The organism is Neptunicella marina, assembly GCF_014270035.1.
GTDB lineage: Bacteria > Pseudomonadota > Gammaproteobacteria > Enterobacterales > Alteromonadaceae > Neptunicella > Neptunicella marina.
Genome location: NZ_JACNEP010000003.1, coordinates 238,612 through 262,529 on the forward strand (window position 1 = coordinate 238,612; position 23,918 = coordinate 262,529).

Genomic DNA, 23,918 nt, shown 5'->3' on the forward strand with positions numbered 1-23,918 from the left:
TAAAGTTTGTTCGTTTAATAAACGGCCTTTAACAAGGTTTAATGGAATAAACCTGATAATCTAATAGGGTAAAGCCGCCACATCATGACTATTTTAACTTCCGCACAGCGTACCACCCAAGAGTACATTGTGTTATCGCTTGCTGGTGCAAGTGCACTGTGTATCCTGCCCTTTTTTATCATGCGTTCACTGGCTGGTGAATGGGCTATTGCCATTCTGGATTTGTTTGCTGTTTGCTCGATGAGCAGTATTTACTGGTATGTGTTCCGAACCCGCGAAACTAAAATGGCTGGCTTTATACTGGCCATACTGTGTGTAGTGGTGCTGTTTGTAACTGTATCGCTAAAAGGGATGGCGCAATTGGTTTGGGCGTATCCTGTTACTGTTGCTTTGTTTTTTCTGCTTTCCCCCTATAAAGCGGTGTTGTTTTATCTGGTTATGCTGGTGTGTTTAAGTCCCGGAATTTTTGCCAAAACACCACTCATCACTGCGCTTAGTTTTGTTATTTCATCTACAGCAACGATGGTATTTAACTTTGTGTTTGCCAAACGTATGCGTGATCAACAAGCCCAGTTAATGGTGCTTTCCAGTAGCGATCCACTTACTGGCATTGGTAATCGCCGGGCGATGGATGATGCTTTGCTGGATGAAACAGTGCGCCTTAATGCGATGCATGGAATATCGACACTTGTATTATTCGACTTGGACCACTTTAAAGTGATCAATGATAATCATGGCCATAGTGAAGGAGATAAAATCCTGATTCAGCTTGTGCAACTGATTCAGGTACAACTGGATAAAAGCTGTCGCTTGTTCCGTTATGGTGGGGAAGAGTTTTTGTTATTGTGCAGTGGTAAAAATCTGACTGAGGCAAGTGAACTGGCAGAGTCATTAAGAGTGCTCGTTCAGAATACCAGTTTAATCAGTGAAGAAAATATTACGATATCTGCGGGTATTGCCGAGTATTCTGCAAATGAAACGCCTGAACAGTGGCTGGAACGTGCCGATAATGCATTATATGAAGCCAAAAATGCAGGCAGGAATTGCTGTAAGCAACATTAGAGCGTGTTGATCTTTGCTGTATGAATTTTGTTCTTACTAAACGCTTTTTAATCGCGGCGCTTATTTGCAGGCCTAATGGATTAAGTCAAAAATAAGCAACATTATGGCGTAGGGAACGCCATAAAACAGCTTTAGCTGGCCGCGAAGCGGTGAAAGACAGGAGTCTTTCATAATGAGTAAAAAGTGTTTAGGACGAACCCTTCGGGCAACGTTTGCGCGGCATTTCTACTGCTTCAGCACGAATTTATGTATAACAACTACACCACATTCGTGCTTCATGGTTTAAATACCGCGCAACTCGTTGCAAAAATATACCGCAAAGATCAACACGCTCTACTTGACTAGTAGCGCTGTGCCTGACCCCATCAGCAAGATGCACAGTAGTTGCTTAAACTGTTTTTGATTTACCCTGTTGTGCAGGTTATTACCCAGCCAAATCGCAAATAGCAATAATGGCGCATAGAATAATACTTCCAACCAGACGGTTTGTACTTTGCCCTGCCAAAGCAAAATGAGGAGATATACTGAATTAAGTATGCTCCAGACCGTTACCATGGTGGCTCGAAAAACGGTTTTATCTATGTTTGTTGCTTGCAAGGCGTACACCAGCAAAGGCCCGCCTGTCGTATATAAACCGTGAACAATGCCAGCAATTAATATGTAAAAGTTACGCATCATATTATTCAATATCCGTGGTTGTGAATGGCTGCTCAATTGCCATAATTCACGTAGCGCAAGCGTAATAATAAGCACGGCAAATATCTTCTTAAGCCACATGCCTGACATTAAGTTAATAAGGCTGATCCCGGCAGTCATGCCTACTAACATCAAAGGCAATATTTGTTTGAGTAACAGTGAAAAGTCAGTTTTGTGTCGAAGTTGAATCGCCATTGATGCCGTCATCATCACGTTTAACGGCACCAACACGGGTAATAGTTGTGGGATACTAAAAAACAAAGAACCTAATGAAACGGCAATTAACATGCTGCCGAACCCGACCATCGCCTGCGCGGTAAAACCTAAAAACACGCACAGGCCCAGCCACAATAATGTAAAACTCATGTTTAAATCATGAGTAAGCCGGCAATGATGTAGGCGATAAAGGTTAAAATGCCGCCTGTAATGGCGTATGGAATTTGCGTACGAACGTGTTCAAGTAAGTCACAGCCAGACGCTATAGAACTAACGGCTGTAGTATCTGAAATCGGCGAACAATGATCGCCAAATACGCCTCCACCTAAAATTGCAGCCAGAATTAGCTCTGGTGGTAAACCAAGGTTTACTACCAGTGGCATACCAATTGGGATCAGAATGGCGAATGTTCCCCAGGATGTGCCGGTGGAAAATGAAATTAGTGAGCCAGCCAAAAACAGCATCGCAGGTACAATAAACAGCGGTAGTGAATCCGCAACTAAACCGGCAATAAAGTTACCTGTTCCCAGTTGTTTTAAACTGGTACCCAGTGCCAGAGAAAACAAAACAATGGTAACCAATGGCAAAAGTTCGCCCATGCCTTTAAAACCGATATCAACCAACTTTTTATGGCTGAACTGACCAGAACTGAGCATCAAGCCATATGCAACGGCACAGGCTAACGCAGTGGCGTAAAGTACTGATTTAGAGCCGTCACCATCGGTTAAAACGCCGTTACCTGTCCATAACATAAAGCCGACCATGCCCAGCACCATAGTTAATAATGGCAGTAACATGTATCGGGCTTTCGTGGCTTTTTGTTCTATTTCACTGTGCTCATCACGAATTTCCGCCTGTTGTTCAGCTTTGGCCAGTGGGCCATAAGTTTTGCCAGTTAGAATTGTATAAAGTACTAAAACCAGCGCAATGATGGCATAAAAGTTAAGTGGTATAGTGCCAACCAACGTACTGACTGCTGTTTCAGGTAAATCATAACTGCCCAATAATGCCAGAATATAGGCACCCCAGCCATTTAGCAGAATTAAAATACAAATTGGCGCACTGGTACTGTCTATAATGTATGCCAGTCGTGCACGACTCATTTTAAATTTGTCAAACAAACCGCGCGATAAAATACCTGCGGTCAGTACACTCAAATTCGATTCAATAAAAATTACCACACCTGTAAAAAAGGCCAGCAAGCCGACTTTGCGTTCACTGTTAGCCACGCCGCCATTGATTAATTTACTGACTAAAGCGGTAACCCCGCCAGATTGGCGCATATAAGCGAGCAGCGCACCTACCAGCAACGAGAAAATAAGAATGCGCGCATTACCTGCGGAAGAGAAAACACCAACGATTCTTTCAACTGTATTTAACACGCCATTAAAGGGGACGCCAATTGATGTATGGGCTTGTACTAACAACAATATTTCGGAAGATAATAATGCGACCAATAACGCCAAAATAACTTCTTTGCGCCAAAAAACGACCAGAATTGCCAGAACAGGCGGAAGAACGGTTAACCAATTACTCACGTGAAATACCTTTGTTATTGTTAGAAGAAGGACAATGCCACATCCATGATATTTGCAAAATAGGGTAATGCTATTTTAAACGGGATGATCGGTGAATTTACATCATATTGCCAGTGTTAATACGTCAACCGGCACAGTTAACGCGTTTAAGGTATAACCGATTATGTAAATAGAATAAAGTCTTAATTTTTATAAGGTGTTTTAAGAATAAAAAATTAGTGCTTTGTTTGGCATTGCATATAGCTATTGTTAATAAAAGGTAAAATCTTATCTGTTTGAGCAGATTTTAAAGGCTGTACAGCTTAGTAATATTTTTATTTGGTAAAACAATAACTAACTAAATAATTGAATGTAAGGTTAAATTTTCATCAATCTGAGTAAAAGGCTTTTTTTCGGATTGATTTGGGTTATATTAACAATTTGTTGATAACGTTTTCATTGAGATTGGACTCTTGTTAAAAGCTGGCATAAAACAAGTTGCTAAATTATCTGGTGTTTCACCTGCGACTGTATCCCGAACCTTAAGTAACCCCGAAATTGTCTCTGCTGCGACCAGAGAGAAGGTGTTAAAAGCCATTGATGAGTGTGGTTATACACCTAACCGGTTTGGGGCGAGCTTGAGAACGCAAAAAAGTGGCAGCATTGTTGTCATTATTCCGGATATTACTAATGCGTTTAACGCCGGTATTATCCGTTCAATTGAAGACGAAGCGGCGAAAGTGGGTTACTCGGTGTTGTTGGGGGATACCCAAAGGGATCCGGTTAAAGTGCGTCACTATGCGTCCATGGTTCGCTCGGGTCAGGTAGATGGCATTATTTTATTTTCACAGCACCTACCCTTTGATATCACACCTGAAACGACGATTGATCAATTACCTCCTTTGGTTAATTCCTGTGAACCGCTGGACCTGGATGGAGTATGCCAGGTCATGGTAAACAATGTGGCGGCCGCCAAAGAAGCGGTTAATCATTTGATCTCGCTAGGCCATAAGCGTATCGGTGCGATTACCGGCAATATGGATACGCCCAGTTCGAATGACAGATTAACAGGTTACAAGCAAGCTCTGGCCCAAGCCGGAATTGAGTTTGATGCTAACTTAGTGACCAACGGTAACTATCTTATCGAATCAGGTAAAACTGCGACTGAGCAGCTATTAGCATTATCTGAACGTCCAACGGCATTGTTCTGCTTTAGTGATAACATCGCATTTGGTGCAATGAGTGCATTACATGACGCCGGTTTGAAGGTGCCAGATGATATCTCTGTTGTTGGGTTTGATGATACCGAATATGCCGCCTTTATGACGCCAGCGTTGACTACCATGCATCAGCCGTTAAAAGAAATCGGCAAAAATTGTATGGCATTATTACTTGCCCAGATAGAAAAAAGACCAATTAGCCAGCGCTGTATTGAGTTACCCATCAAGCTACAAGTACGCCGCAGTACAGCACAGTTGCAGCAATAAGTTTATTGTCAGGCTTTTAGGTGTTGATGGAAAAACGTCAGAGTTCGTTGCCAGGCCAGCTCCGCCTGCTCTTTGTCAAAACGTGGTGTAGAATCATTGTGAAAACCATGTCGCGCATTGGGATAAATATAGGCCTGATAAGATTTGTTATTATCTTTTAATGCAGTTTCATAGTCTGGCCACATTGCATTTACCCACTCATCTAACTCTCCCATGTGAATGAGAAGAGGCGCCTTAATATTTTTTACTTTGGTTAAATCCGGCGCGGCACCATAAAAAGGTACAGCGGCAGAAATGACATCCGGTTGCTCGGTGACTAATTTATTCACCATTCCTCCGCCATAACAAAAGCCAACTGCACCTACTTTGCCATGTCCTTTAGAATCACCTTTAAGCATCGCTGCTGCGGCAAAAAAATCTTGTTTAAGTTTCTCGCCGTCCATATCCCTTTGCATTGCTTTGCCTTGTTCATCATTACCGGGGTAACCGCCAACCGGAAATAATCCATCTGGTGCAAAGGCAATAAATCCTGCTTTGGCTAAACGTCTGGTCACGTCTTTGATATAGGGGTTAAGCCCTCGATTTTCGTGAATAACTAAAATTATTGGTGCAGATTGGCTCAAGTTCGCGGGCTCTACACGATAGCCGCGACATTGCCCGTTACCCTTGGGGGAATCAAAATGCTGGTATGTTGCTTTAATGTCCGGGTCGTTAAACGACACCTGTTCAGCATTGGCATAATTGGGCATTAAGGCTGCCATGATGGAGCTGGCCGTTAAACTTCCCACTGCCAGTTTGGTTAATCCTGACATAAATTCACGACGATTAATTCGTCCGTGAGCAAACTGGTCATAAAGAGTAAAAGCCTGCTCAGGCAGTTTTGTATTTTGCGCGCGCTCTTTCATACGTAAATCCATGGGGGGTTAGATATTTATTAATACACAGTTCTGTGCTTGTTGCAGTAATTTTATTAAAAATGAAATTAAAGCAATGTTTTACTTGTCTAGTGTAGATATAGATTAGTGGATTCAGGAAGCGGTAATGCTGATTAAGAGTCGAAAGAGTTATGCATTAACAGATAACGATGTCACCGATGAAAGTGTTTATCTGGGGCGTCGTGAATTACTTAAAAAAATGGGATTTATTGGCACTGGTAGCTTGCTGGCTGGTGCTTTACCTTTGGGAAGTGCAAATGCGGGTGTGTTGGACTTTTTCACCGACGATGACAAAAAATCAGCGAGTAAATTAGCCGCACTCGAATATCAAAAAGCGGCGGCAGAATTTACTGCCACAGATAAACTTACGCCCGAAGATAAAGTTACCCATCACAACAATTTTTATGAGTTTGGCGCACAAAAATCTCAACCGGCTGAATACGCCCGCAATTTTAAAGTTGATCCCTGGTACTTAAAAGTAGATGGTCAGGTTAACAACAACTTGTTGCTCGATAACGATGACCTGTTCAAACAATTTGACCTGGAAGAGCGCATTTACCGTTTGCGTTGTGTGGAAGCATGGTCGATGGTTATCCCCTGGGTGGGTTTTCCATTAGCATCTTTGCTTAAAAAAGCAGACCCAAAATCCTCTGCCAAATATGTCGCGTTTGAAACTCTCTATGATCCTAAACGCATGCCGGGCCAATCTAACCGCTTTTTAGGCGGCGGTATTGATTATCCTTATGTGGAAGGTTTGCGTATGGATGAAGCCATGCATCCGTTAACCATGTTAGCGGTTGGACTTTATGGAAAAGCCCTGCCCGGTCAAAATGGCGCACCGGTTCGTCTGGTGGTGCCCTGGAAGTATGGATTTAAAAGCATCAAATCGATTGTCTCTATCAAGTTAACTACCACAGAGCCACCCACTACCTGGAATAAACTGGCCCCGCAGGAATACGGTTTCTACGCTAATGTGAATCCTAAAGTGGATCATCCGCGCTGGAGTCAGGCCAGTGAAAGACGCATCACCACAGGTGGCTTATTTGCCAGTAACCGCATAGCAACCTTGCCTTTTAACGGGTATGCCGATGAGGTGGCATCGTTATACAAAGATATGGATTTAACCCGTTATTACTGATTGGATGCAGTGGGTGTTATGACACAAAACCAGAAAGTATTTACGCTTAAAACCTTTATTCATCTTGCTGCGTTGACGCCGGTTATTTGGTTGTATTTATCGGCTTTTAGCGATGGTTTGGGCGCTGATCCTGTGCAATATGTGATTCATTTCACTGGTAAAGGTGCATTGAACCTGTTGCTGATCACCTTATGTGTATCACCACTGGCGCAGAAATTTAAACAGGGCTGGTTAATGCAGGTGCGCCGTTTGCTAGGGTTGTACAGCTTTTTTTATGCGGTGTTGCATTTAGCCAATTTTATTCTGTTTGATTTGCAGAATAACTGGAGCCTGTTTATCAATGAAGTGATAAAACGGCCGTATATCACCATTGGTATGGTGGCATTGCTGCTGTTAACTGCATTGTCGGTGACGTCGTTTAATGCACTGAGACGTAAAATGGGACGCAACTGGCAAAAGTTACATAATTGGGTATATGTTATTTTGCTTTTGGTTTGTGTGCATTATATCTGGTCGGTGAAAGCCAATATCAGCCAGCCACTGATTTATTTTATGCTGGCATTTGTGTTACTGGCATTGCGTTACAAAAAATTCAGCCGAATACTGCCAAGTAGCCGATAATGAGCCTTGTTATATATTCAACAAAAAGCCCTTTAGTCGGTAACACCAATCAGTTAAGGCTTGATTTTTAAAAGAATTGGAAGAGTTGTCCGTTTGTGTGCACTGGTGTCGGTGCGTAGCCGCATAATACGCGATGTACGTTTTCTTAGATGGGTAACGGATCGAGTCTCAATAGCGCTTAGGTGCTTTGCTTAATCGCCCGCTTATGTTCGTACATCATCTGGTCGGATTCTTGTAATACTTGTTCAACGCTGTGTGGCGATTCTTGGTATAATTGCATACCCGCACTGGCGCTGACTGACAGTTCACCAGCCGATGTACGGATCAATATATTCCCCATTCTTTGTTGCAGGCGCTCATACAGCAAACGGCCTTGCAGCTGCTCAGAAAAATGCCCCATTACGACAAACTCATCACCACCTAGACGGCCAACTGCCTCGCTGTCACGAACCTGATGCTTAAGTATGTCTGCCACCCGTTGCAATACTTCGTCACCAATCTGATGACCATATTGGTCATTAATATGTTTAAAATCATTCAGATCGATATAGAACACCAGCAACACGCCGCCTTGCTGTTGTTGCTGTTTGATTAACTGCTCGGCTGCCAGCGTCCAGCCCCGGCGATTCAAGACATTACACAGCGGATCGGTAATGGCCTCTCGCTGAGCTAACTGACGCTGCAGATTTAGCTGTTTGATTTTTTCTGAGGTAGCCCAGGCCAGTAGAAAGGCCTCAAAGGCCATCGAAATCAGCAACGCATACTGACGCAAAAATAATTCTGAATAGGGAAAAGTGATGCGGATCACCATGGCGACTAACATTGCACATTTGGCAATGAACACCAACTTGGCGGTATGCAGCTTACGTAGCAGCGCTAAAGTAATCAGCACGAAATTGCCTACCGATATATATAAGGTCAGCCAACTCATTACTTGATTTGGTCCGTTTGCTTCAATACCCAGTAATGGCAGCAACGACAGTCCCAGCACTATCCAGACCGGCCACAATAAGCCAAAGCGTACATAGCGAGGCCATAGTGCCTGTAAATCCAGTAGACTGATAACAAAGCGAGTAGCCCAAAATACCGTCATACCGGCCAGCGCCAGGTACAACTGCATGCTGTTTTGCCATCCTCCCAGTGAGAAAAATAGATTCAGATAGCCTTCCTGCACAATGAAAAAACAGGTGGCACTCACCACATACAGGCTGTAAAGGCGAAAGTAGGCTTCACTTAAATGCCAACCGATAATGCGTACATACACCGCCAACGTCAGACACAAGCCCACAAACAGACTGACAAACAGGGTATTACGCTGCAGGCTCCCCACATATTGGTTTATTGGAGTCCAGTGAAAATCCAGCTGGCCAGCGTTTTCCATCGTTAAATCTAACTCGGCTCGGAAATGACCGGCGGGGGTCAAATATGACACCTCTGACGAGCGCATCAGCGCAACGTCCTGTTCATTAATCTGCAAGTGACTGGCTCGTACCGCTTTGCTGCTCCAGGCTAAAACACCTTGCTTATCGGTATGGCAATCCAGATGCAGACGCTGCATGCCATCATGCATGGATAAAATCAACGTCTGATCCATCACCAATGCTTCAGTGTTTGAGGTACCCTCAGATTGGGATATCTGACATTGTGTGGTTTGTTCGGCTACTGCTCCATTACTCAATATTGTTAGCAGAAGAAGCAATAAGCTTATTAAAGACCGATTCAACAACATGGTCTATCGTTCCTATTGGGGGTAACAAATGGATATAATTAAACGGATGTCCGGACTATATCATGCTTATTTGACTAAAACGTACAGGCGCATCAAAGTGCTCAATGTGCATCCCATCCGCGATAGCGCGTTCTCGACATCTCTGTCTCGAAAATCCACCCGCTAAACTGAGTCCGATTTTTAACTTTGTGACAGGGGAATGGGATCTGATCGTCAGCTTGTTTAAATTTTTCGGGTTTGTCATAAACGACGGTAAAGAGCTTATTCTACACAGTCTCAATGCCGCAATTTAGTACGGAAAGCCGCGTAGAAGGGTAACGGCATTCAGTCAAAACATGCTTAACAGAATGGCGTTACCGTTAGTCGGTTGGAATTAACCCATCACCACCACAACCTTATGCTGGCCTTGGTAATCATCAAACGGGATTAAATTGCCCTCAATAGGATTACCATCGACAATCAGCTGTTTAATGCCTTTACTCACCTTATGCGGGTTTTGTACCTCGATATGATAAGTTGCACCACGATATTGGCGGGTAAAATTAAATCCAGACCAATCTGCCGGAATACAAGGGTTAATGCGCAAACCTTGGTAATCTGGCGCTATGCCCAAAATATATTGGGTAGCGGTGTAAAAAGACCAGGCCGCGGCGCCTGTTAACCAGCTGTTTTTGGCTTCCCCCGGAATGGCCGCATCTTTACCGGCAATCATCTGGCTGTACACATAAGGTTCGGTTTTGTGTTTGGCCATATCCTGGGGGCGGAACAGCGGTGTAAAGCGACTGAAATAATCAAACGACTGATCGCCACGTCCTAACAGGGTTTCTCCCACCACAATCCAGGGGTTATTGTGGGTGAAGATGCCCGCGTTTTCTTTGTAACCGGGTGGGTATGAGGTGATTTCACCGTAAAATTTGTTGTAATCGGCAAAGGCCGGTTGTTGCAGCACCACGCCATGTTCGGCCAGTAAGTGCTGATTGACCGAATCCAGCGCTTGCTGGGCGCGGCCATCGTCAAGGCCAATGCCAGCCATGACACAAAAGCCCTGTGATTCGATAAAAATTTTACCATCGTCATTTTTGTGGCTGCCAATTGGCAAACCACGCGAATCATAAGCACGCAGGAACCACTCGCCATCCCAGCCGTGTTTATCAACCGTGGCGATCATGGTATCCACTGCCTGCTGGGCGCTGGCCGCCAGCTCGGTTTTACCCTGCAATTTACACAGTTCAATATATTCCTTGCCGTACAGTACAAACTGACCCGCAATCATCAATGATTCAGCCACATCCGATGGACCGCGCTGAGTGGTTTGATAAGACTCATTGGGCTCAGTTGAAAAACAGTTGAGGTTTAAACAATCGTTCCAGTCGGCGCGACCAATTAGCGGTAATCCGTGTGGTCCAAGGTTGTTGAGTACATGATTAAATGACGCGCTTAGATGATCAAATAAGGTATTGGGTACCTCGGGCGTATCTTCGAACGGCACAACCTGCTGCAGGAAATTTGCGTCTCCAGTTTCTTTAATGTAATTGGCGGTGGATAATACCAGCCACATAGGATCATCATTAAAGTTACCACCAATCGCCGCGTTGCCTTTTTTGGTCAGCGGCTGATACTGGTGATAGGCCGAGCCGTCAGATTGCTGGGTGGCGGCCAAATCGATAATGCGTTCACGTACCGCGCTGGGTACCATATGGGTAAAACCAATCGTATCCTGATTGGAATCACGGAAACCCATGCCACGGCCAATACCGGATTCATAAAAACTGGCACTGCGTGACAGGTTAAAGGTCACCATATTCTGGTACTGGTTCCAGATATTCACGCTGCGGTTAAAGCTCTCGCTTGGTGTATCAACCTTGATGCGCTCCAGCAGGTTAGCCCAGTATTGATTAAGCTCACTTAGTGCCTGTTCGAATTTGGCATCGGTATTAAACTGATTTTGTAACTGCCAGGCCGGTTGTTTGTTGATAATACCTTGTGCCTGCCATTTCTGGCTTTCTTCGACTTCCACATAGCCTAAAACAAAAATCAGGCTCTGACTTTCACCGGGGGCGAGAGTGATATCCAGTTGGTGTGAAGCAATCGGCGACCAGCCATGTGCCACTGAGTTAGTGCTCTTGCCTTGTTGCACTGCCTGCGGATTGGCAAAGCTGTTGTAAGTGCCGATAAAGTGCTGGCGATCGGTATCAAAACCCTGCATCTCGCGGTTAACACTATAAAACGCATAATGATTGCGGCGCTCGCGATATTCGGTTTTATGGAAAATGGTATTGCTCTCAACTTCCACTTCACCGGTGGATAAATTGCGCTGGAAATTGGTGCCATCGTCTTCGGCATTCCACAAACACCATTCAATAAACGAAAACAAACTAAAGCTTTTGTCGCTGTCGCCCTGGTTAGTGATTTGCAGGCGATGCACTTCGGCGGTGGTATTTAATGGCACAAATGAGGTCAGTTCGCTACGTAGCTGATTTTTCTCTGCGATAAAACGTGAATAACCCATGCCGTGCCGGCATTCATAGTGATCGAGCTTGGCATCTACCGGACGGCCGGTGGCACTCCAGATATCGCCATCCAGATTAAAATAAAAATAACGGCCGCCGCTGTCCATTGGCACATTGTTGTAACGATAACGGGTTAAGCGACGAAATTTGGGATCGCGATAAAAGCTGTAACCGCCAGCGGTGTTCGAAATCAGTGCGTAAAACCCGTTATTACCCAGATAGTTAATCCACGGCAGTGGCGTGTAAGGGGTGGTGATGACAAATTCTTTGTTGGCATCGTCGAAGTGTCCAAAGTTGCTTGCAGACATAGTTTATTTCCGTAGCTGTAATCGTTTTCAGTAAGTTGTATTAAAAAGCGGAGCAAACTAAGTTGGCTCCGCTGCCAGCGTTATGCTGGTAAACGGTCGTACCAGTTTTTCTTTAAAATCACCGCAGTCACTGCCAGCATCACTAGTGTAATACCGGTTGAATCCCATTCTTTAATTACGATAAAAATAGGCAGTGCGACCAAGCAGGTTTGCGCCACTATGCCCACGGCAATATTAAACATATCGCGTTTAAAATCGGGGTTGGCGACAAAGTTAGGATCATCGGCTTTGACGGCCTCGCGAATTGGCCCCCACCAGCCCCAGGGATTAACCTGTTTGTAGAAGCGTCTAAGTAATTCGGTATCTTCGGCCTCGGTTTTTAAGCTTACCACCACACAGATAACGCCGGTAATCAGCAAAATAACCGGGAAGGCAAATAAGGGCACAATTGCGCTGCTAATTCCCATATCTGCCAGCGGCGCTTCCATCAGTGGCGGTACTAAACCTGCACATAAAATCCCAGCTAACATGCTGGCAAAATAGCCGTAACCATTTAAACGCCACCAGTACCATTTGAGCACGTTGGCAATGGCGTAACCTGCCCATAAACCGGACACTAACCATTGCAAAATACTGTTAATACTTTGTACACCAAGGCCTATAAGAGTACTGATGATCACCACCAATACCGAGACTATGTAGCTGGCGCGGATCAGGGTTTTGGTATCGGCCTGCGGGTTGATGTAACGCTTATAAATATCGTTAATTAAATAAGCCGGCACCGCGTTAACGGTCGAAGCAAAGGTCGACATAAAGGCTGCAATCAGTCCAGCCAGAACTAATCCCATAATACCAACCGGAGCAAATTCCAAAATAGCGCTGGGCAGAATATTTTCAAAATCCAGCTTACCGCCTGTGACTAAATCCAGTTTGTCGTAGAACACCAGAGCTAATACGGTAAAACCGGCAATCATAAAATAACGGATAGGCATTAAAATGACGGAGACAAAACCACTCATCAATGCCCCTTCACGTGGTGATTTGGTCGCCAGAATTTTTTGCATGTCGTAGTTAGGTGCAGGACCTGCGGCGCTTTTAACAATACCGTTAAACAACACCATCATAAAAAAGATACTAAATAGCGAATAGCCGTCGGACACCACTTTCTCGTTTACTTCGGTGAGTAAGCCTGTCCAGTTGATATCCAGCGTCCAGCCAAAAAATGGGTTCATCCAGCCCTCTGGCACCACTGCATTTAAAGTGTCGGGAGATACCTGCAGCATGGCGACAATACCAATAAACAGTGCAGAGAAAGTCATGATGGAAAATTGCAGCACATCGGCCCACACGATACTCATCATGCCACCCAGGATGACATATAAGGTGGCTATAGCAGTGAAAATAATCCCGTAAAAATGCGGCACGTATTCGGGGCTGACGTGAAAAGGCACATAACCAGACACCACTTCCCACGGAATGAATATTTCAATGAATTTGCCGATGCCAACAAAGCCATAGGCCAGAAAACCTAAAGCACCGATGACGGCAAAGGCAATCACTACCATATGCGATAGCTTGCCACTGGTGCCATCACCAAAGCGGGTACGGATCCATTCTGCGCCGGTTAGAACGTTGGAACGACGTAACCAGATGGATAAATACACCATCAAAAATATCTGGTTGAATACCGGCCATAACCAGGGGATCCAGATACTTTTCATGCCGTACACAAAACATAAGGTAACCAGCCACATCGTGCCTGAGATATCAAACATGCCTGAGGCGTTGGACAAACCCAGTAAATACCAGGGCATGGATTTTCCACCAACAAAATAGTCATCCATGCTCTGCGCGGCACGTTTTTTCAGATAAAATCCAATGCCAACAATCGTTAGCAAGTACAGCAGGATAATGCTGATATCGAAAAAAGTGATTTTCATTATTGTTTCCAGTGCGTGATGTCCATCTCGGACAGATCGTTGAAAATTTCCAGACAAGCTCTGGAATTATGATAGGGACACTTCCAGAAGCCGGCTTTTTCCTGAGCCTTATCTGTTGCGCCTTTTTGCCAGTGCCACTCGCCATAAACGGGATCACTGATAAATTGTTGAATAAACTGCCAAAGCTCCAAAGTATGTTTCAGATATTTAGGATCATTACTGGCTAAGTAGCAGCGCCAGCAGGCTAACATCGCTTCGGCTTGCACCCATCCATACTGAGCAGGGTCTTCATCTGAGGCAATAAAGCCACCATTGGGCATATAAGCTCTTTCTATCGCTTTATCCACCAGTTTACATGCCAGGTTTGACGCCCGGTTTGAGTATCGGGGAGCCCAGTTCTGACACCACTTGATTAACATCCAGGCTGACGCACAAAGATGGGCGTTGCTAATCGGCATATCTGAGTTGATGTCAAATAAACGGAAAGTGCGTGAAAGCAGTTCATTAATTTGTTCGGTTATTTGCACTGAATTTGCGATGCTGGCGTATTTATCCAAAGATTCAATAATATGTAACCAGGTACGCCAGCCAAAACTAGTCGGATTGTCTTCAGTCGCAAACCCTTTCCCTTCGATTAATGACATTAAGTTCGTCCAGTTTTGTTTCGCGACAGTGCTATGTTGTTGCTGGCGGGTGGTTAAGGCCAATTCACTGCTGGCATAAAGCCAGTAGGCTTGTGCAATAGTCTGGTCAGCGGCTGTATTAAACTCAGTTAAATTGGAAGAGTCCCAGCCAATATATCCATTTTCCTGCAATAGGTGCTGCTGGATAAAACTAAAACAACGTTGTGCGTGTTCGAGCCAGGCCGGGTTTGGAACTGCCGCGTATGCAGCACTAAAGCTCCATAAAATCCGGCAGTGCAAAATACTGCCTTTGGCGGCTTGTTTGTCTATGAGCCCATTGGTTTTGACACTGCCCCAATACCCTCCATTTTGCAGGTCACATGCTTTAAACATCCAAAAAGGCAGAATGGTTTGTTCCACCTCTTTTAGCATATTGTTTTTAAGCTCTGATGGGGTCATCTGTGCCATCCAAATTTAAATGTTATAAAAATTTACAATATTATGAAAACGTTTACAACGATAAATGAGTGGCAAAAAGAATAATTAATTTAGTTAGGGATGTTATTCATAAGATTATAAAAATCGCTGATTTGCGATGATTTCCAATTGTGAGTGGGGGGGATCAAGTGATAACCGGCATTGTTAACAACTTGATAAAGTGCTTGAATTATATACAAGTCGAAGCGGTTGCAGGAGTATTTCGGTGCGAGCTTGGTTAACCCTAATTATTACGCTACTTTTTACGGTCGGCTGCACTGTAAATCGAATTCCGGTATTTGTTAGTCAGCCGCAATCTTCTATTGAGTTATTTCAAAACGATTTATTTCCCGCTGCGAATCAAGTGGTTGTCGAAAGCGAAAAAGATATATTTGAGCTACCTTCAGAAGCGAAAGACTTTGTAGACAATTATATTTTACAGTTTCGTGATCCTGATATTCAGGTTGAAAAGTTGGCGCAGGCTCTGTTTAGCCGCCAGCAAATGGGAGTTACCTATTTAAACGAAGCCAATACCGTCGCTAAACAAACCTATGTTAACGCCAAAGCAAACTGTTTATCTCTGACTATTCTTGCATACGCAATGGCCGATTACGCGCGATTCGACGTTAAGTTTCAACAAATAGGTATTCCCGAAAACTGGGTTAGAAGAGCGGAGAGAAATCTGCAGAATGGGCATATTAATTTAAAAATTCGACCCAGAGCGAGTGAGGTAGCAATAGTCGATTTCGCAGATAATTATACCGAGGTTGATTTTAATCGCCCTCAAAGAAGCTATACCAAAAAGAATATAACTAAAGAGCGTGTGATCGCTATGTTTTACAATAACAATGGTGCGGATTACTTGTTGAGTAAAGGTTACACACCGGCTTTTGCTTATTTTCGTGCCGCGTTAAAAACAGATCCGGAATTTGTTCCTGCCTTAATTAATCTCGGTGCTTTGTATCGCTTGTACGGTAAGTATGAATTGGCTGAACAAATTTACACCAAAGCGATTCATTTGGATCCGGATAATTTAAACAGCTTAGAAAACCTCGCAATTTTGAAAGAATATACTGGTAACTTTGATCGCGCGCGGGACATCAGAAAAATCATAACTACGCGCAGGCAATCAAATCCTTATTATCATTTGATTGTAGGCGAAGAAGCATACGATAGAGGTGACTATGATAAAGCATTAATCTCGCTGCATACGGCAAGCAGATTAGATCAGCATATTCATGAAATTTATTTTGCTCTGGCGAAAACGTATTACAAGTTAGGTGATATCGATATGAGTGAGCAAAATCTCAAATTAGCGAAACGTAACTCTATCAGTGATTCTCAGCGCTCAGCTTATCAGGGAAAGTTAGAATTACTTTCACGTAATGACCAATAAATGAAGTTAAAAGCAATATGTCTGTCCGGCGTAATATTGTCACTTGTTACGCCATCCTGTTTTGCTTTAACTTGTGAGTATTCAAAATATCCCGATGACAGCATACTGCAGATTGATCTGACCGCTCTTGCGGCAGATAAAATGCGCGGTCGGAAATTGGGAGAAAACCAGTTAGCGCAGAATTACCTGATTTCCCGTTATAAGCAAATAGGGTTGCTAGGTTTTAATCCGTCCTATAAACAATCATTTTTGCATCAATATGCTATTGGTAAAACTGAAGGAAATAACATCGTTGGCTGGCTTCAGGGGACCGATTTTAAAGAACAATTTCTGGTTATAACTGCACATTACGACCACTTAGGTGTGCAAATGCATGATAATTTTAATGGTGCGGATGATAACGCCAGTGGAACAGCAGCCTTGCTGTTTCTCGCTGAGTATTTTTCCCGTTATCATCCCAGGCACTCTATTATTTTTGTGGCAACAGATGGTGAGGAAAAAGGCTTATTAGGTGCCAGAGCTTTTGTGAGTCAACCACCTGTTGCTTTAGGTAACATTAAACTTAATGTCAATATTGATATGATTGGCGGAAGCGGGGAAAATCCGATGCTGTATGTTGCTGGTGAGCGCTATTCTCCTGCACTTAGTCATATAATTCGCAGAGCCACCTTGTTGCCCTGTGTATCGATGCAAACCGGGCATGAAGGGCTATCACGAAGTTATGATAAGCGTAAACGCATCCATTGGCTAAAGGCCAGTGATCACTATGCATTTTATCGCCAACATATCCCCTTTTTGTATTTTGGCACCAACGATCATCGTTTTTATCATACCCCGGAAGATACGCCTGATAATATTGATCAACCCTTTTTTCATACCGCTGTTATATCCATCCTGATGACTATTCTTAGCTGGGATAATCCCGCACAATAAATTTTTAAATTTGCCTGATTAAACATATTTGCACACAGGCACCAGTTTGGTGCGTTTGCTTAAATAATATGCTCCTTTAATGTGCGTAATTAACATGGTTGAATTTTAACTGTTTGTAAGTATATGAAAAATATACGTAAAAAATATGGCACAGTGATTGTAATAAAAATTTGCAGTCAGGTGAAAACTATAAAAATCAAACAGGAGCAACAAAGATGAAGTTAATAAGCGCTATCATAAAGCCTTTTAAGCTTGATGATGTTCGCGAAGCAATCTCAGAGATCGGAATCGATGGATTAACCGTGACTGAGGTGAAAGGCTTTGGACGTCAAAAAGGTCATACCGAGCTCTACCGTGGAGCTGAATATCAGGTTGATTTCTTACCAAAAGTTAAATTGGAAGTCGCTGTTCAGGATGATCAGGTCGATCGTCTGGTTGAAGCCATTATTGGTGCAGCAAAAACCGGCAAAATCGGTGACGGCAAGGTCTTTGTCTACGATTTAGAACACGCAGTCCGTATACGGACTGGTGAAACTGATAACGAAGCGATTTAAGGGGAGCGCATAAAAATGGAACCAGTATTCGAATTACAATATGCTCTTGATACATTTTATTTTTTAGTGTGCGGCGCACTGGTTATGTGGATGGCGGCGGGTTTCGCCATGCTGGAAGCCGGTTTGGTTCGTGCCAAAAATACCACCGAAATTTTAACTAAAAACGTCGCTTTATATGCGATTTCCTGCACCATGTTTATGATCTGCGGTTATGCCATTATGTATGGTGGCCCTGATGGCTTGCATGCTGCAGTGCCTTTTCTTGACGGCATCTTAGGTAATGGGGTTGCCGAACATGAAGATACCTATGCACCGAGTGCAGATTTCTTCTTCCAGGTTGTTTTTGTTGCTACCGCAATGTCTATTGTATCTGGTGCTGTTGCTGAACGTATGAAACTTTGGTCATTCTTTGCATTTTCAATCGTTATGACTGCGTTTATTTATCCAATGGAAGGTTCATGGACCTGGGGCGGTGACTCTGTATTTGGTATGTACACGCTGGGTGACGAGGGTTTCTCTGACTTTGCCGGTTCAGGTATTGTGCATATGGCCGGTGCTGCAGCTGCATTAGCTGGTGTGTTATTACTTGGTGCTCGTAAAGGTAAATTTGGTCCGGATGGTAAAGTTAACGCGATTCCGGGTGCTAACTTACCCATGGCAACATTAGGTACCTTTATTCTTTGGTTAGGCTGGTTTGGTTTTAACGGTGGTTCGGTGCTGGCGACCAGCAGTGTTGATAATGCGAATGCCGTTGCTGTTGTATTTATGAATACTAACGCAGCAGCAGCAGGTGGTTTGATTGCCGCATTAATTGTTGCACGCTTTATGTTTGGTAAAGCTGATTTAACCATGGCACTTAATGGTGCGTTAGCGGGTTTGGTTGCTATTACTGCTGAGCCATCAACTCCAACACCGCTGCAGGCAACATTGTTTGGTGCATTAGGTGGTGTATTAGTGGTATTCAGTATTATCACTTTGGATAAACTGAAAATTGATGATCCAGTAGGAGCTATTTCAGTGCACGGTGTTGTAGGCTTCCTTGGTTTGATGCTGGTACCAGTAACCAATCCATTAACTGATGACGGCGGAGCGTCATTCGGTGGTCAGTTACTGGGTGCCGTGACTATCTTCGTATGGGTGTTTGTTGTCAGTCTGATTGTTTGGGCCATTATCAAAGCTGCAATCGGTATCCGCGTTTCGGAAGAAGAAGAGTACGAAGGTGTTGATATCAGTGAATGCGGACTTGAAGCCTATCCGGATTTCTCTATCAAATCTTAATATTCAAGTGTCCTCTTGTCTTTAAGTTTAAAGCCCCGCATTGTCGGGGCTTTCATTTTTCCGGGCAAATATTAAGAGATACTGCCTGATATAAACTGTAAAAGCGCTATTAAAAATTTGCATGTGGTTTATGATTGGCGTTATTAACAATAATGATAAAGAGATGCCATGTCACAACCGCAAAAGGGCATTTGCGCAGAGCCAAATCTGCATGCCTTGTTTCTGATGTTTAATGTTAACGATGGTCAGGAAGTGTGTATTCGCCAGTTACTTCCGAAAATATTGACCATTTTTGATCATTATGATGAAGAGCATTATGAAGCAATGGTGTCGGGGGTCGTGGCAATTGGCAGCAATTACTGGATGGAGTTGTATCCGGGACATATGCCTGAATTGCTGGCTCCTTTTCCTGATTTTTCGGAACGTGACCGCAGTGCTCCCGTGGTGCCTGCTGATTTATTTATCCAGGTAAGAGCCGATCGGGCTGATATTTGTCATGCAATGGGGCTGGATATTTGTGAACTGATGTTGCCTGTTGCCGATCTGGTTGAACAAGTTAAAGGTTTTCGTTATTTGGATGGCCGCGATTTAACCGGGTTTATTACAACGCCGGATAACCCCAGAGGCATGAAAAAGTTTGATGTGGCAATTATTGGTGATGAGGATCCTGATTTTAGTGGTGGTTGTTACATGCACGTTCAACGTTATCAGCACCAGCTAACTCAATGGCAACAATTATCACTGGAGCGACAGCAACAAATTATTGGGCGATACAAGGATAGTGGACAAGCACTGGCTGATGAGCAATTGTTACCGGATTCGCATTTAAGTAAAACCCGGGTGACTGATGACAATGGAATACCACTTGTATTACTCGATCAAAGTATGCCCTATGGGGATATGAAGGTGCAGGGAGTGTATTTTGTCTCCTGTGCCAAGAGTCCGGTGACTTTTACCCGAATGCTGAGAAACCGTATTCTGGCTGATAAAAACGGATTGTATGACCGGTTTCTGGATTACACCACAGCCGAAACCGGTGCTGCTTTTTTTGCCCCATCAATTCAATTTATTCATCAATTCGCAAAACAATAAATTAAGAAAAGTAAGGGAGTTAATATGAACAAAACTTTAGTGTGCTTGTTGGTTTCAGTGTCCGGGTTTGCCTCAGCTGCAAATCAACCAGGTGAGCAGGCAAATAAACTAGCCGCGCAAAATATTTTGATCGATACCCATATCGATGTGCCTTACAGGGTGAATAATCATTGGGAAGATGTAACAAAAGCCACTGAAAGCGGAGATTTTGATTATCCACGCGCGGTTAAAGGAGGCTTAAATTCTGCTTTTATGTCTATCTATATCCCTGCCAGTTATGAACAGACAGGTGGTGGGGATGCACTAGCCGATAAATTAATTGATAGTGTGGAAGCTATTGTTGGCCGCGCACCGGAAAAGTTTACACTGGCTTATTCCAGCAGTGATGCAGAGAGAGCGTTCGTCGAAGGAAAAATCGCCCTGCCAATGGGGATGGAGAATGGTACACCGGTAGAGGGGAGTCTGGAGAAACTGGCGCACTTTTATGATAGAGGGATTCGTTATATTACTCTCGCTCACTCTATGAGCAATCATATTGCAGATTCCTCCTATGATTTGCGTCGCCAATGGCATGGCTTGAGTCCTTTTGGCAAGGAACTGGTACCTGAAATGAATCGTCTGGGTATTATGGTTGATATTTCCCATGTGTCTGATGATGCGTTTTATCAGGCGGTGGAAATCAGCAAAGCTCCGGTTATCGCATCGCATTCTTCCCTTAGAAGTTTTACTCCGGGGTTCGAGCGTAATATGGATGACAACATGATTAAAGCGCTGGCTAAAAACGGCGGTGTTATCCAGATTAACTTTGGTTCGAGCTTTATTTCAGATGTCGCTCAACAATGGGGTAAAAAGCGTAAAAACGAACTGGAAAAGGAAAAGATCGCAAAAGATGATAAAGCGGCACAAAAAGCCTTTAGTGAGCGCTTTAAGTCAAGCAATCCTTTCCCTTATGCAAGTCTGGACATGGTACTGGACCATATTGACCATGTTAAAAATCTGGTAGGTATTGATTACGTGGGCATTGGTTCTGACTTTGATGGCGTTGGAGATTCTCTGCCCCGTGATTTGAAAGACGTATCTTATTACCCTTGGTTGGTGCAGGGTTTACTGGACCGCGGTTATTCAGAAATGGATATCAAGAAAATAATGGGGTTAAACCTGCTACGGGTGTGGAAACAAGTTGAACAGGTTTCTGCGAGTATGAACAAGGCTTAATATTTATAACCATAAAGATTAAAAAGGCGCTTTAAGCGCCTTTTTAACAGGTTTAAATCACTCCGAGTTCGCGTAGCCTTTCCTGCAAATAGCTTTTTGCTGTATGGCGTTCAGACAATACCACGTCAGGATTTGGATGCAGAAATAACGGCAAACTAATTCGCGATTTAGTCTGGTCCGCACCCTGTGGATTAATTACTCTGTGTGTGGTGGATGGGAAATAACCACCTGATGCTTCCTGTAACATATCGCCAATGTTTACGATTAAGTTGCCAAAATCACAAGGCACGTCAATCCAGTTGCCATCCTTACCTTTTACTTGTAAGCCCGGTTCGTTGGCTGCCGGTAATATCGTTAACAGGTTGATATCTTCGTGCGCAGCGGCACGGATCGCGTCTGGTTCTTCGTCGCCTTTTAGTGGCGGGTAGTGTAGTACACGTAATAAGGTTTGTTCGCTGTTTTCGACCATTGAAGACAGTGTCTGGCTGTAGAGTTTGGATACGTCTTCAGGTGAGTACTGTTCCACCCATCCCAATAAGGTTTCAGCCAGATTTCCTGCTGCAGCGTAATAATCAGCTAATTGTTGTTTTAGATGAGCTGGACACTGGCCCCAGGGGTAATAATGGAAATATTCTTTAATGTCTTTTTTCTTATGGCCTTTAGCGACTTCAGAAACAGTTGAAGGGAAAAAACCATCTTGTGTGCCTTTGTTATACACAAAATTGTTTTTTTCTTCGCTATCAAAGAATGCCTGCCAACTGGTATAGATATCATCTACCATTTTTTGCTGGATCGGATGATTTCTTAATACACCAAAGCCGGTTTCACGCAGCGACTCAACAAAAAGTTCTGCTGCGTTGTCGGCGTTAAAATCTACTGCTTCAAGTTTCATATTTAATCCTGACAATATAGGGTATTAATTATTAGCTTAGTCAAAAAAGCCAGTCTTCGGAAAACGCAAGACTGGCTTAAATAAGTGGTTTAATTTACAAATAAATACCGGCCAGTGCCGCGCTCATAAGATTCGCCAGTGTTGCGGCTGCTACCGCTCTTAATCCCAACTCTGCAATATCTTTACGGCGGTTTGGTGCCAGTGCACCTAAGCCACCCATTAAAATGGCAATGGATGAAAAGTTGGCAAAGCCACAAAGCGCAAAGGTAACGATTGCCTGTGTTTGCTCAGAAAGCTCGGCCTGATGCTTAATGAAATCAAGGTAAGCCACAAATTCGTTTACAACCAGTTTTTGTCCAATAAAACTGCCGGCAACATTGGCTTCATTCCAGGGTACACCTAACGCCCATGCCAGAGGTTGGAAGATATATCCGAGAATCATTTGGAAGGTCAGATCTTCCATGCCAAAAACACCACCAATCCAGCCAATTAATCCGTTAAGTAAGGCAATTAATGCCACAAAAGCTAAAAGCATGGCGCCTACATTTAAGGCCAGTTGCATACCTGAAGATGCGCCGCTGGCAGCGGCATCAAAAATATTGGTATATTTCTCGCTGGAGCTGTCCAGTTCGGTTAGTTCGTTTTTGGCTTTATCCGTTTCCGGTAAAATGATTTTCGCCATTAATAAGCCGGCTGGAGCTGCCATAAAGCTGGCTGCAAGTAAATATTTAAGCTCGACGCCTAAACCGGCATAACCTGCCATCACAGAACCGGCAATTGAAGCCAGGCCGCCAACCATGATCGCAAACAGTTCAGAACGTGTCATTTGTGGAATAAAAGGTTTAACTACTAAGGGGGCTTCAGTTTGTCCGACAAAAATGTTGGCGGCAGCAGACATGGACTCAGGCCGGCTGGTTCGTAGCACTAATTGCAAAAAACCACCAATCAGACGAATAATCCACGACATAATTCCAAGATAATAAAGTACGCTGATTAACGAAGAGAAAAATACTATGACCGGTAAAACGTTAAAAGCAAAAATAAACCCAATGGATTTATCGCCGACAGGGCCAAACAGAAAGTTGATGCCTTCCTGAGAGTAGCTCAGTACATTCTTAATGACTTCGGTCAGGCTTAGTAACATTTCAATGCCCGGGGGAAAGTATAATACAAACGCGCCAATTAATGCCTGTATTACAAAAGCACCACCTACAGTACGCCAGTTAATCGCACGTCTGTTAGTTGATAAAAGCAGTGCCAGGCCTAATACGACCAAGACGCCGAAAAGACTTGTCATGT

The 23,918-nt window shown here is 43.8% G+C and carries 19 protein-coding genes; 10 read left to right on the top strand and 9 right to left on the bottom strand.

Annotation, left to right across the window (positions count from 1 at the left end; all coding sequences use genetic code 11):
- The first annotated feature begins 84 nt into the window (after positions 1-84).
- The gene (locus H8B19_RS05690; protein WP_186505831.1) at positions 85-1,062 is read left to right on the top strand and encodes a GGDEF domain-containing protein; all 978 of its coding nucleotides are present in this window, start codon (positions 85-87) and stop codon (positions 1,060-1,062) included.
- 333 nt (positions 1,063-1,395) lie between these two features.
- On the opposite strand, the gene H8B19_RS05695 is transcribed toward H8B19_RS05690, so the two are convergent.
- Complete coding sequence (locus H8B19_RS05695) at positions 1,396-2,124, bottom strand: sulfite exporter TauE/SafE family protein (RefSeq protein ID WP_186505832.1); 729 nt, start codon at positions 2,122-2,124, stop codon at positions 1,396-1,398.
- A 2-nt stretch (positions 2,125-2,126) separates the two neighbouring features.
- Positions 2,127-3,512 (bottom strand): Na+/H+ antiporter NhaC family protein, encoded by a 1,386-nt coding sequence (locus tag H8B19_RS05700; RefSeq protein WP_186505833.1) that lies wholly within the window; start codon positions 3,510-3,512, stop codon positions 2,127-2,129.
- A gap of 452 nt (positions 3,513-3,964) precedes the next feature.
- Here H8B19_RS05700 and H8B19_RS05705 point away from each other — a divergent pair, with 452 nt between their 5' ends.
- Positions 3,965-4,978: a LacI family DNA-binding transcriptional regulator gene (locus tag H8B19_RS05705; protein WP_186505834.1), complete on the top strand. Its 1,014-nt coding sequence runs from the start codon at positions 3,965-3,967 to the stop codon at positions 4,976-4,978.
- 8 nt (positions 4,979-4,986) lie between these two features.
- Here H8B19_RS05705 and H8B19_RS05710 read toward each other — a convergent pair whose 3' ends face one another.
- On the bottom strand, positions 4,987-5,883 hold the full coding sequence (locus H8B19_RS05710; protein WP_206683163.1) for a dienelactone hydrolase family protein: 897 nt from the start codon (positions 5,881-5,883) through the stop codon (positions 4,987-4,989).
- Positions 5,884-6,019: 136 nt separating this feature from the next.
- Between H8B19_RS05710 and msrP the strand changes: the two genes are divergently transcribed.
- Together msrP and msrQ are read left to right on the top strand one after the other, a co-directional pair.
- Positions 6,020-7,051, top strand: coding sequence for a protein-methionine-sulfoxide reductase catalytic subunit MsrP (gene msrP, locus H8B19_RS05715; protein ID WP_186505836.1), 1,032 nt, complete (start codon positions 6,020-6,022; stop codon positions 7,049-7,051).
- A gap of 18 nt (positions 7,052-7,069) precedes the next feature.
- Positions 7,070-7,672, top strand: a complete 603-nt coding sequence (gene msrQ, locus H8B19_RS05720) for a protein-methionine-sulfoxide reductase heme-binding subunit MsrQ (RefSeq protein WP_186505837.1) — start codon at positions 7,070-7,072, stop codon at positions 7,670-7,672.
- Between the two features lie 178 nt (positions 7,673-7,850).
- On the opposite strand, the gene H8B19_RS05725 is transcribed toward msrQ, so the two are convergent.
- The 4 genes from H8B19_RS05725 to H8B19_RS05740 form a co-directional block, all read right to left on the bottom strand.
- Entirely contained in the window at positions 7,851-9,350 is a 1,500-nt protein-coding gene (locus tag H8B19_RS05725) for a sensor domain-containing diguanylate cyclase (protein ID WP_186505838.1), read from the bottom strand.
- 424 nt (positions 9,351-9,774) lie between these two features.
- Complete coding sequence (locus tag H8B19_RS05730; RefSeq protein ID WP_186505839.1) at positions 9,775-12,219, bottom strand: glycoside hydrolase family 94 protein; 2,445 nt, start codon at positions 12,217-12,219, stop codon at positions 9,775-9,777.
- A gap of 80 nt (positions 12,220-12,299) precedes the next feature.
- Positions 12,300-14,159, bottom strand: a complete 1,860-nt coding sequence (locus tag H8B19_RS05735) for a sodium:solute symporter family protein (protein ID WP_186505840.1) — start codon at positions 14,157-14,159, stop codon at positions 12,300-12,302.
- Positions 14,159-15,241: an AGE family epimerase/isomerase gene (locus H8B19_RS05740; protein WP_186505841.1), complete on the bottom strand. Its 1,083-nt coding sequence runs from the start codon at positions 15,239-15,241 to the stop codon at positions 14,159-14,161. The genes H8B19_RS05735 and H8B19_RS05740 overlap by 1 nt, the downstream gene beginning before the upstream one ends.
- A 244-nt stretch (positions 15,242-15,485) precedes the next feature.
- On the opposite strand from H8B19_RS05740, the gene H8B19_RS19220 reads away from it, so the two are divergent.
- From H8B19_RS19220 to H8B19_RS05770, 6 genes are all read left to right on the top strand, one after another.
- Entirely contained in the window at positions 15,486-16,655 is a 1,170-nt protein-coding gene (locus H8B19_RS19220; protein ID WP_186505842.1) for a tetratricopeptide repeat protein, read from the top strand.
- Positions 16,656-17,588 (top strand): M28 family peptidase, encoded by a 933-nt coding sequence (locus tag H8B19_RS05750; RefSeq protein ID WP_186505843.1) that lies wholly within the window; start codon positions 16,656-16,658, stop codon positions 17,586-17,588.
- A gap of 215 nt (positions 17,589-17,803) precedes the next feature.
- Positions 17,804-18,142, top strand: a complete 339-nt coding sequence (glnK, locus tag H8B19_RS05755) for a P-II family nitrogen regulator (RefSeq protein ID WP_186505844.1) — start codon at positions 17,804-17,806, stop codon at positions 18,140-18,142.
- A 15-nt stretch (positions 18,143-18,157) separates the two neighbouring features.
- The gene (locus tag H8B19_RS05760; protein ID WP_186505845.1) at positions 18,158-19,420 is read left to right on the top strand and encodes an ammonium transporter; all 1,263 of its coding nucleotides are present in this window, start codon (positions 18,158-18,160) and stop codon (positions 19,418-19,420) included.
- A 168-nt stretch (positions 19,421-19,588) separates the two neighbouring features.
- Positions 19,589-20,512, top strand: coding sequence for a Dyp-type peroxidase (locus tag H8B19_RS05765; RefSeq protein ID WP_186505846.1), 924 nt, complete (start codon positions 19,589-19,591; stop codon positions 20,510-20,512).
- Between the two features lie 24 nt (positions 20,513-20,536).
- Entirely contained in the window at positions 20,537-21,727 is a 1,191-nt protein-coding gene (locus tag H8B19_RS05770; protein WP_186505847.1) for a dipeptidase, read from the top strand.
- Between the two features lie 52 nt (positions 21,728-21,779).
- On the opposite strand, the gene H8B19_RS05775 is transcribed toward H8B19_RS05770, so the two are convergent.
- Together H8B19_RS05775 and H8B19_RS05780 are read right to left on the bottom strand one after the other, a co-directional pair.
- Complete coding sequence (locus H8B19_RS05775; protein WP_186505848.1) at positions 21,780-22,619, bottom strand: isopenicillin N synthase family dioxygenase; 840 nt, start codon at positions 22,617-22,619, stop codon at positions 21,780-21,782.
- Positions 22,620-22,713: 94 nt separating this feature from the next.
- On the bottom strand, positions 22,714-23,916 hold the full coding sequence (locus H8B19_RS05780; protein WP_186505849.1) for a NupC/NupG family nucleoside CNT transporter: 1,203 nt from the start codon (positions 23,914-23,916) through the stop codon (positions 22,714-22,716).
- Positions 23,917-23,918: the final 2 nt, after the last annotated feature.

Coding starts and splice junctions, on each gene's coding strand:
- H8B19_RS05780 (WP_186505849.1), bottom strand. CDS start 23,916: ATGACAAGTCTTTTCGGCGTCTTGGTCGTATTAGGCCTGGCACTGCTT.
- H8B19_RS05730 (WP_186505839.1), bottom strand. CDS start 12,219: ATGTCTGCAAGCAACTTTGGACACTTCGACGATGCCAACAAAGAATTT.
- H8B19_RS05750 (WP_186505843.1), top strand. CDS start 16,656: ATGAAGTTAAAAGCAATATGTCTGTCCGGCGTAATATTGTCACTTGTT.
- H8B19_RS05775 (WP_186505848.1), bottom strand. CDS start 22,619: ATGAAACTTGAAGCAGTAGATTTTAACGCCGACAACGCAGCAGAACTT.
- H8B19_RS05770 (WP_186505847.1), top strand. CDS start 20,537: ATGAACAAAACTTTAGTGTGCTTGTTGGTTTCAGTGTCCGGGTTTGCC.
- H8B19_RS05740 (WP_186505841.1), bottom strand. CDS start 15,241: ATGACCCCATCAGAGCTTAAAAACAATATGCTAAAAGAGGTGGAACAA.
- msrQ (WP_186505837.1), top strand. CDS start 7,070: ATGACACAAAACCAGAAAGTATTTACGCTTAAAACCTTTATTCATCTT.
- msrP (WP_186505836.1), top strand. CDS start 6,020: ATGCTGATTAAGAGTCGAAAGAGTTATGCATTAACAGATAACGATGTC.
- H8B19_RS05760 (WP_186505845.1), top strand. CDS start 18,158: ATGGAACCAGTATTCGAATTACAATATGCTCTTGATACATTTTATTTT.
- glnK (WP_186505844.1), top strand. CDS start 17,804: ATGAAGTTAATAAGCGCTATCATAAAGCCTTTTAAGCTTGATGATGTT.
- H8B19_RS05690 (WP_186505831.1), top strand. CDS start 85: ATGACTATTTTAACTTCCGCACAGCGTACCACCCAAGAGTACATTGTG.
- H8B19_RS05710 (WP_206683163.1), bottom strand. CDS start 5,883: ATGAAAGAGCGCGCGCAAAATACAAAACTGCCTGAGCAGGCTTTTACT.
- H8B19_RS05735 (WP_186505840.1), bottom strand. CDS start 14,159: ATGAAAATCACTTTTTTCGATATCAGCATTATCCTGCTGTACTTGCTA.
- H8B19_RS05695 (WP_186505832.1), bottom strand. CDS start 2,124: ATGAGTTTTACATTATTGTGGCTGGGCCTGTGCGTGTTTTTAGGTTTT.
- H8B19_RS05765 (WP_186505846.1), top strand. CDS start 19,589: ATGTCACAACCGCAAAAGGGCATTTGCGCAGAGCCAAATCTGCATGCC.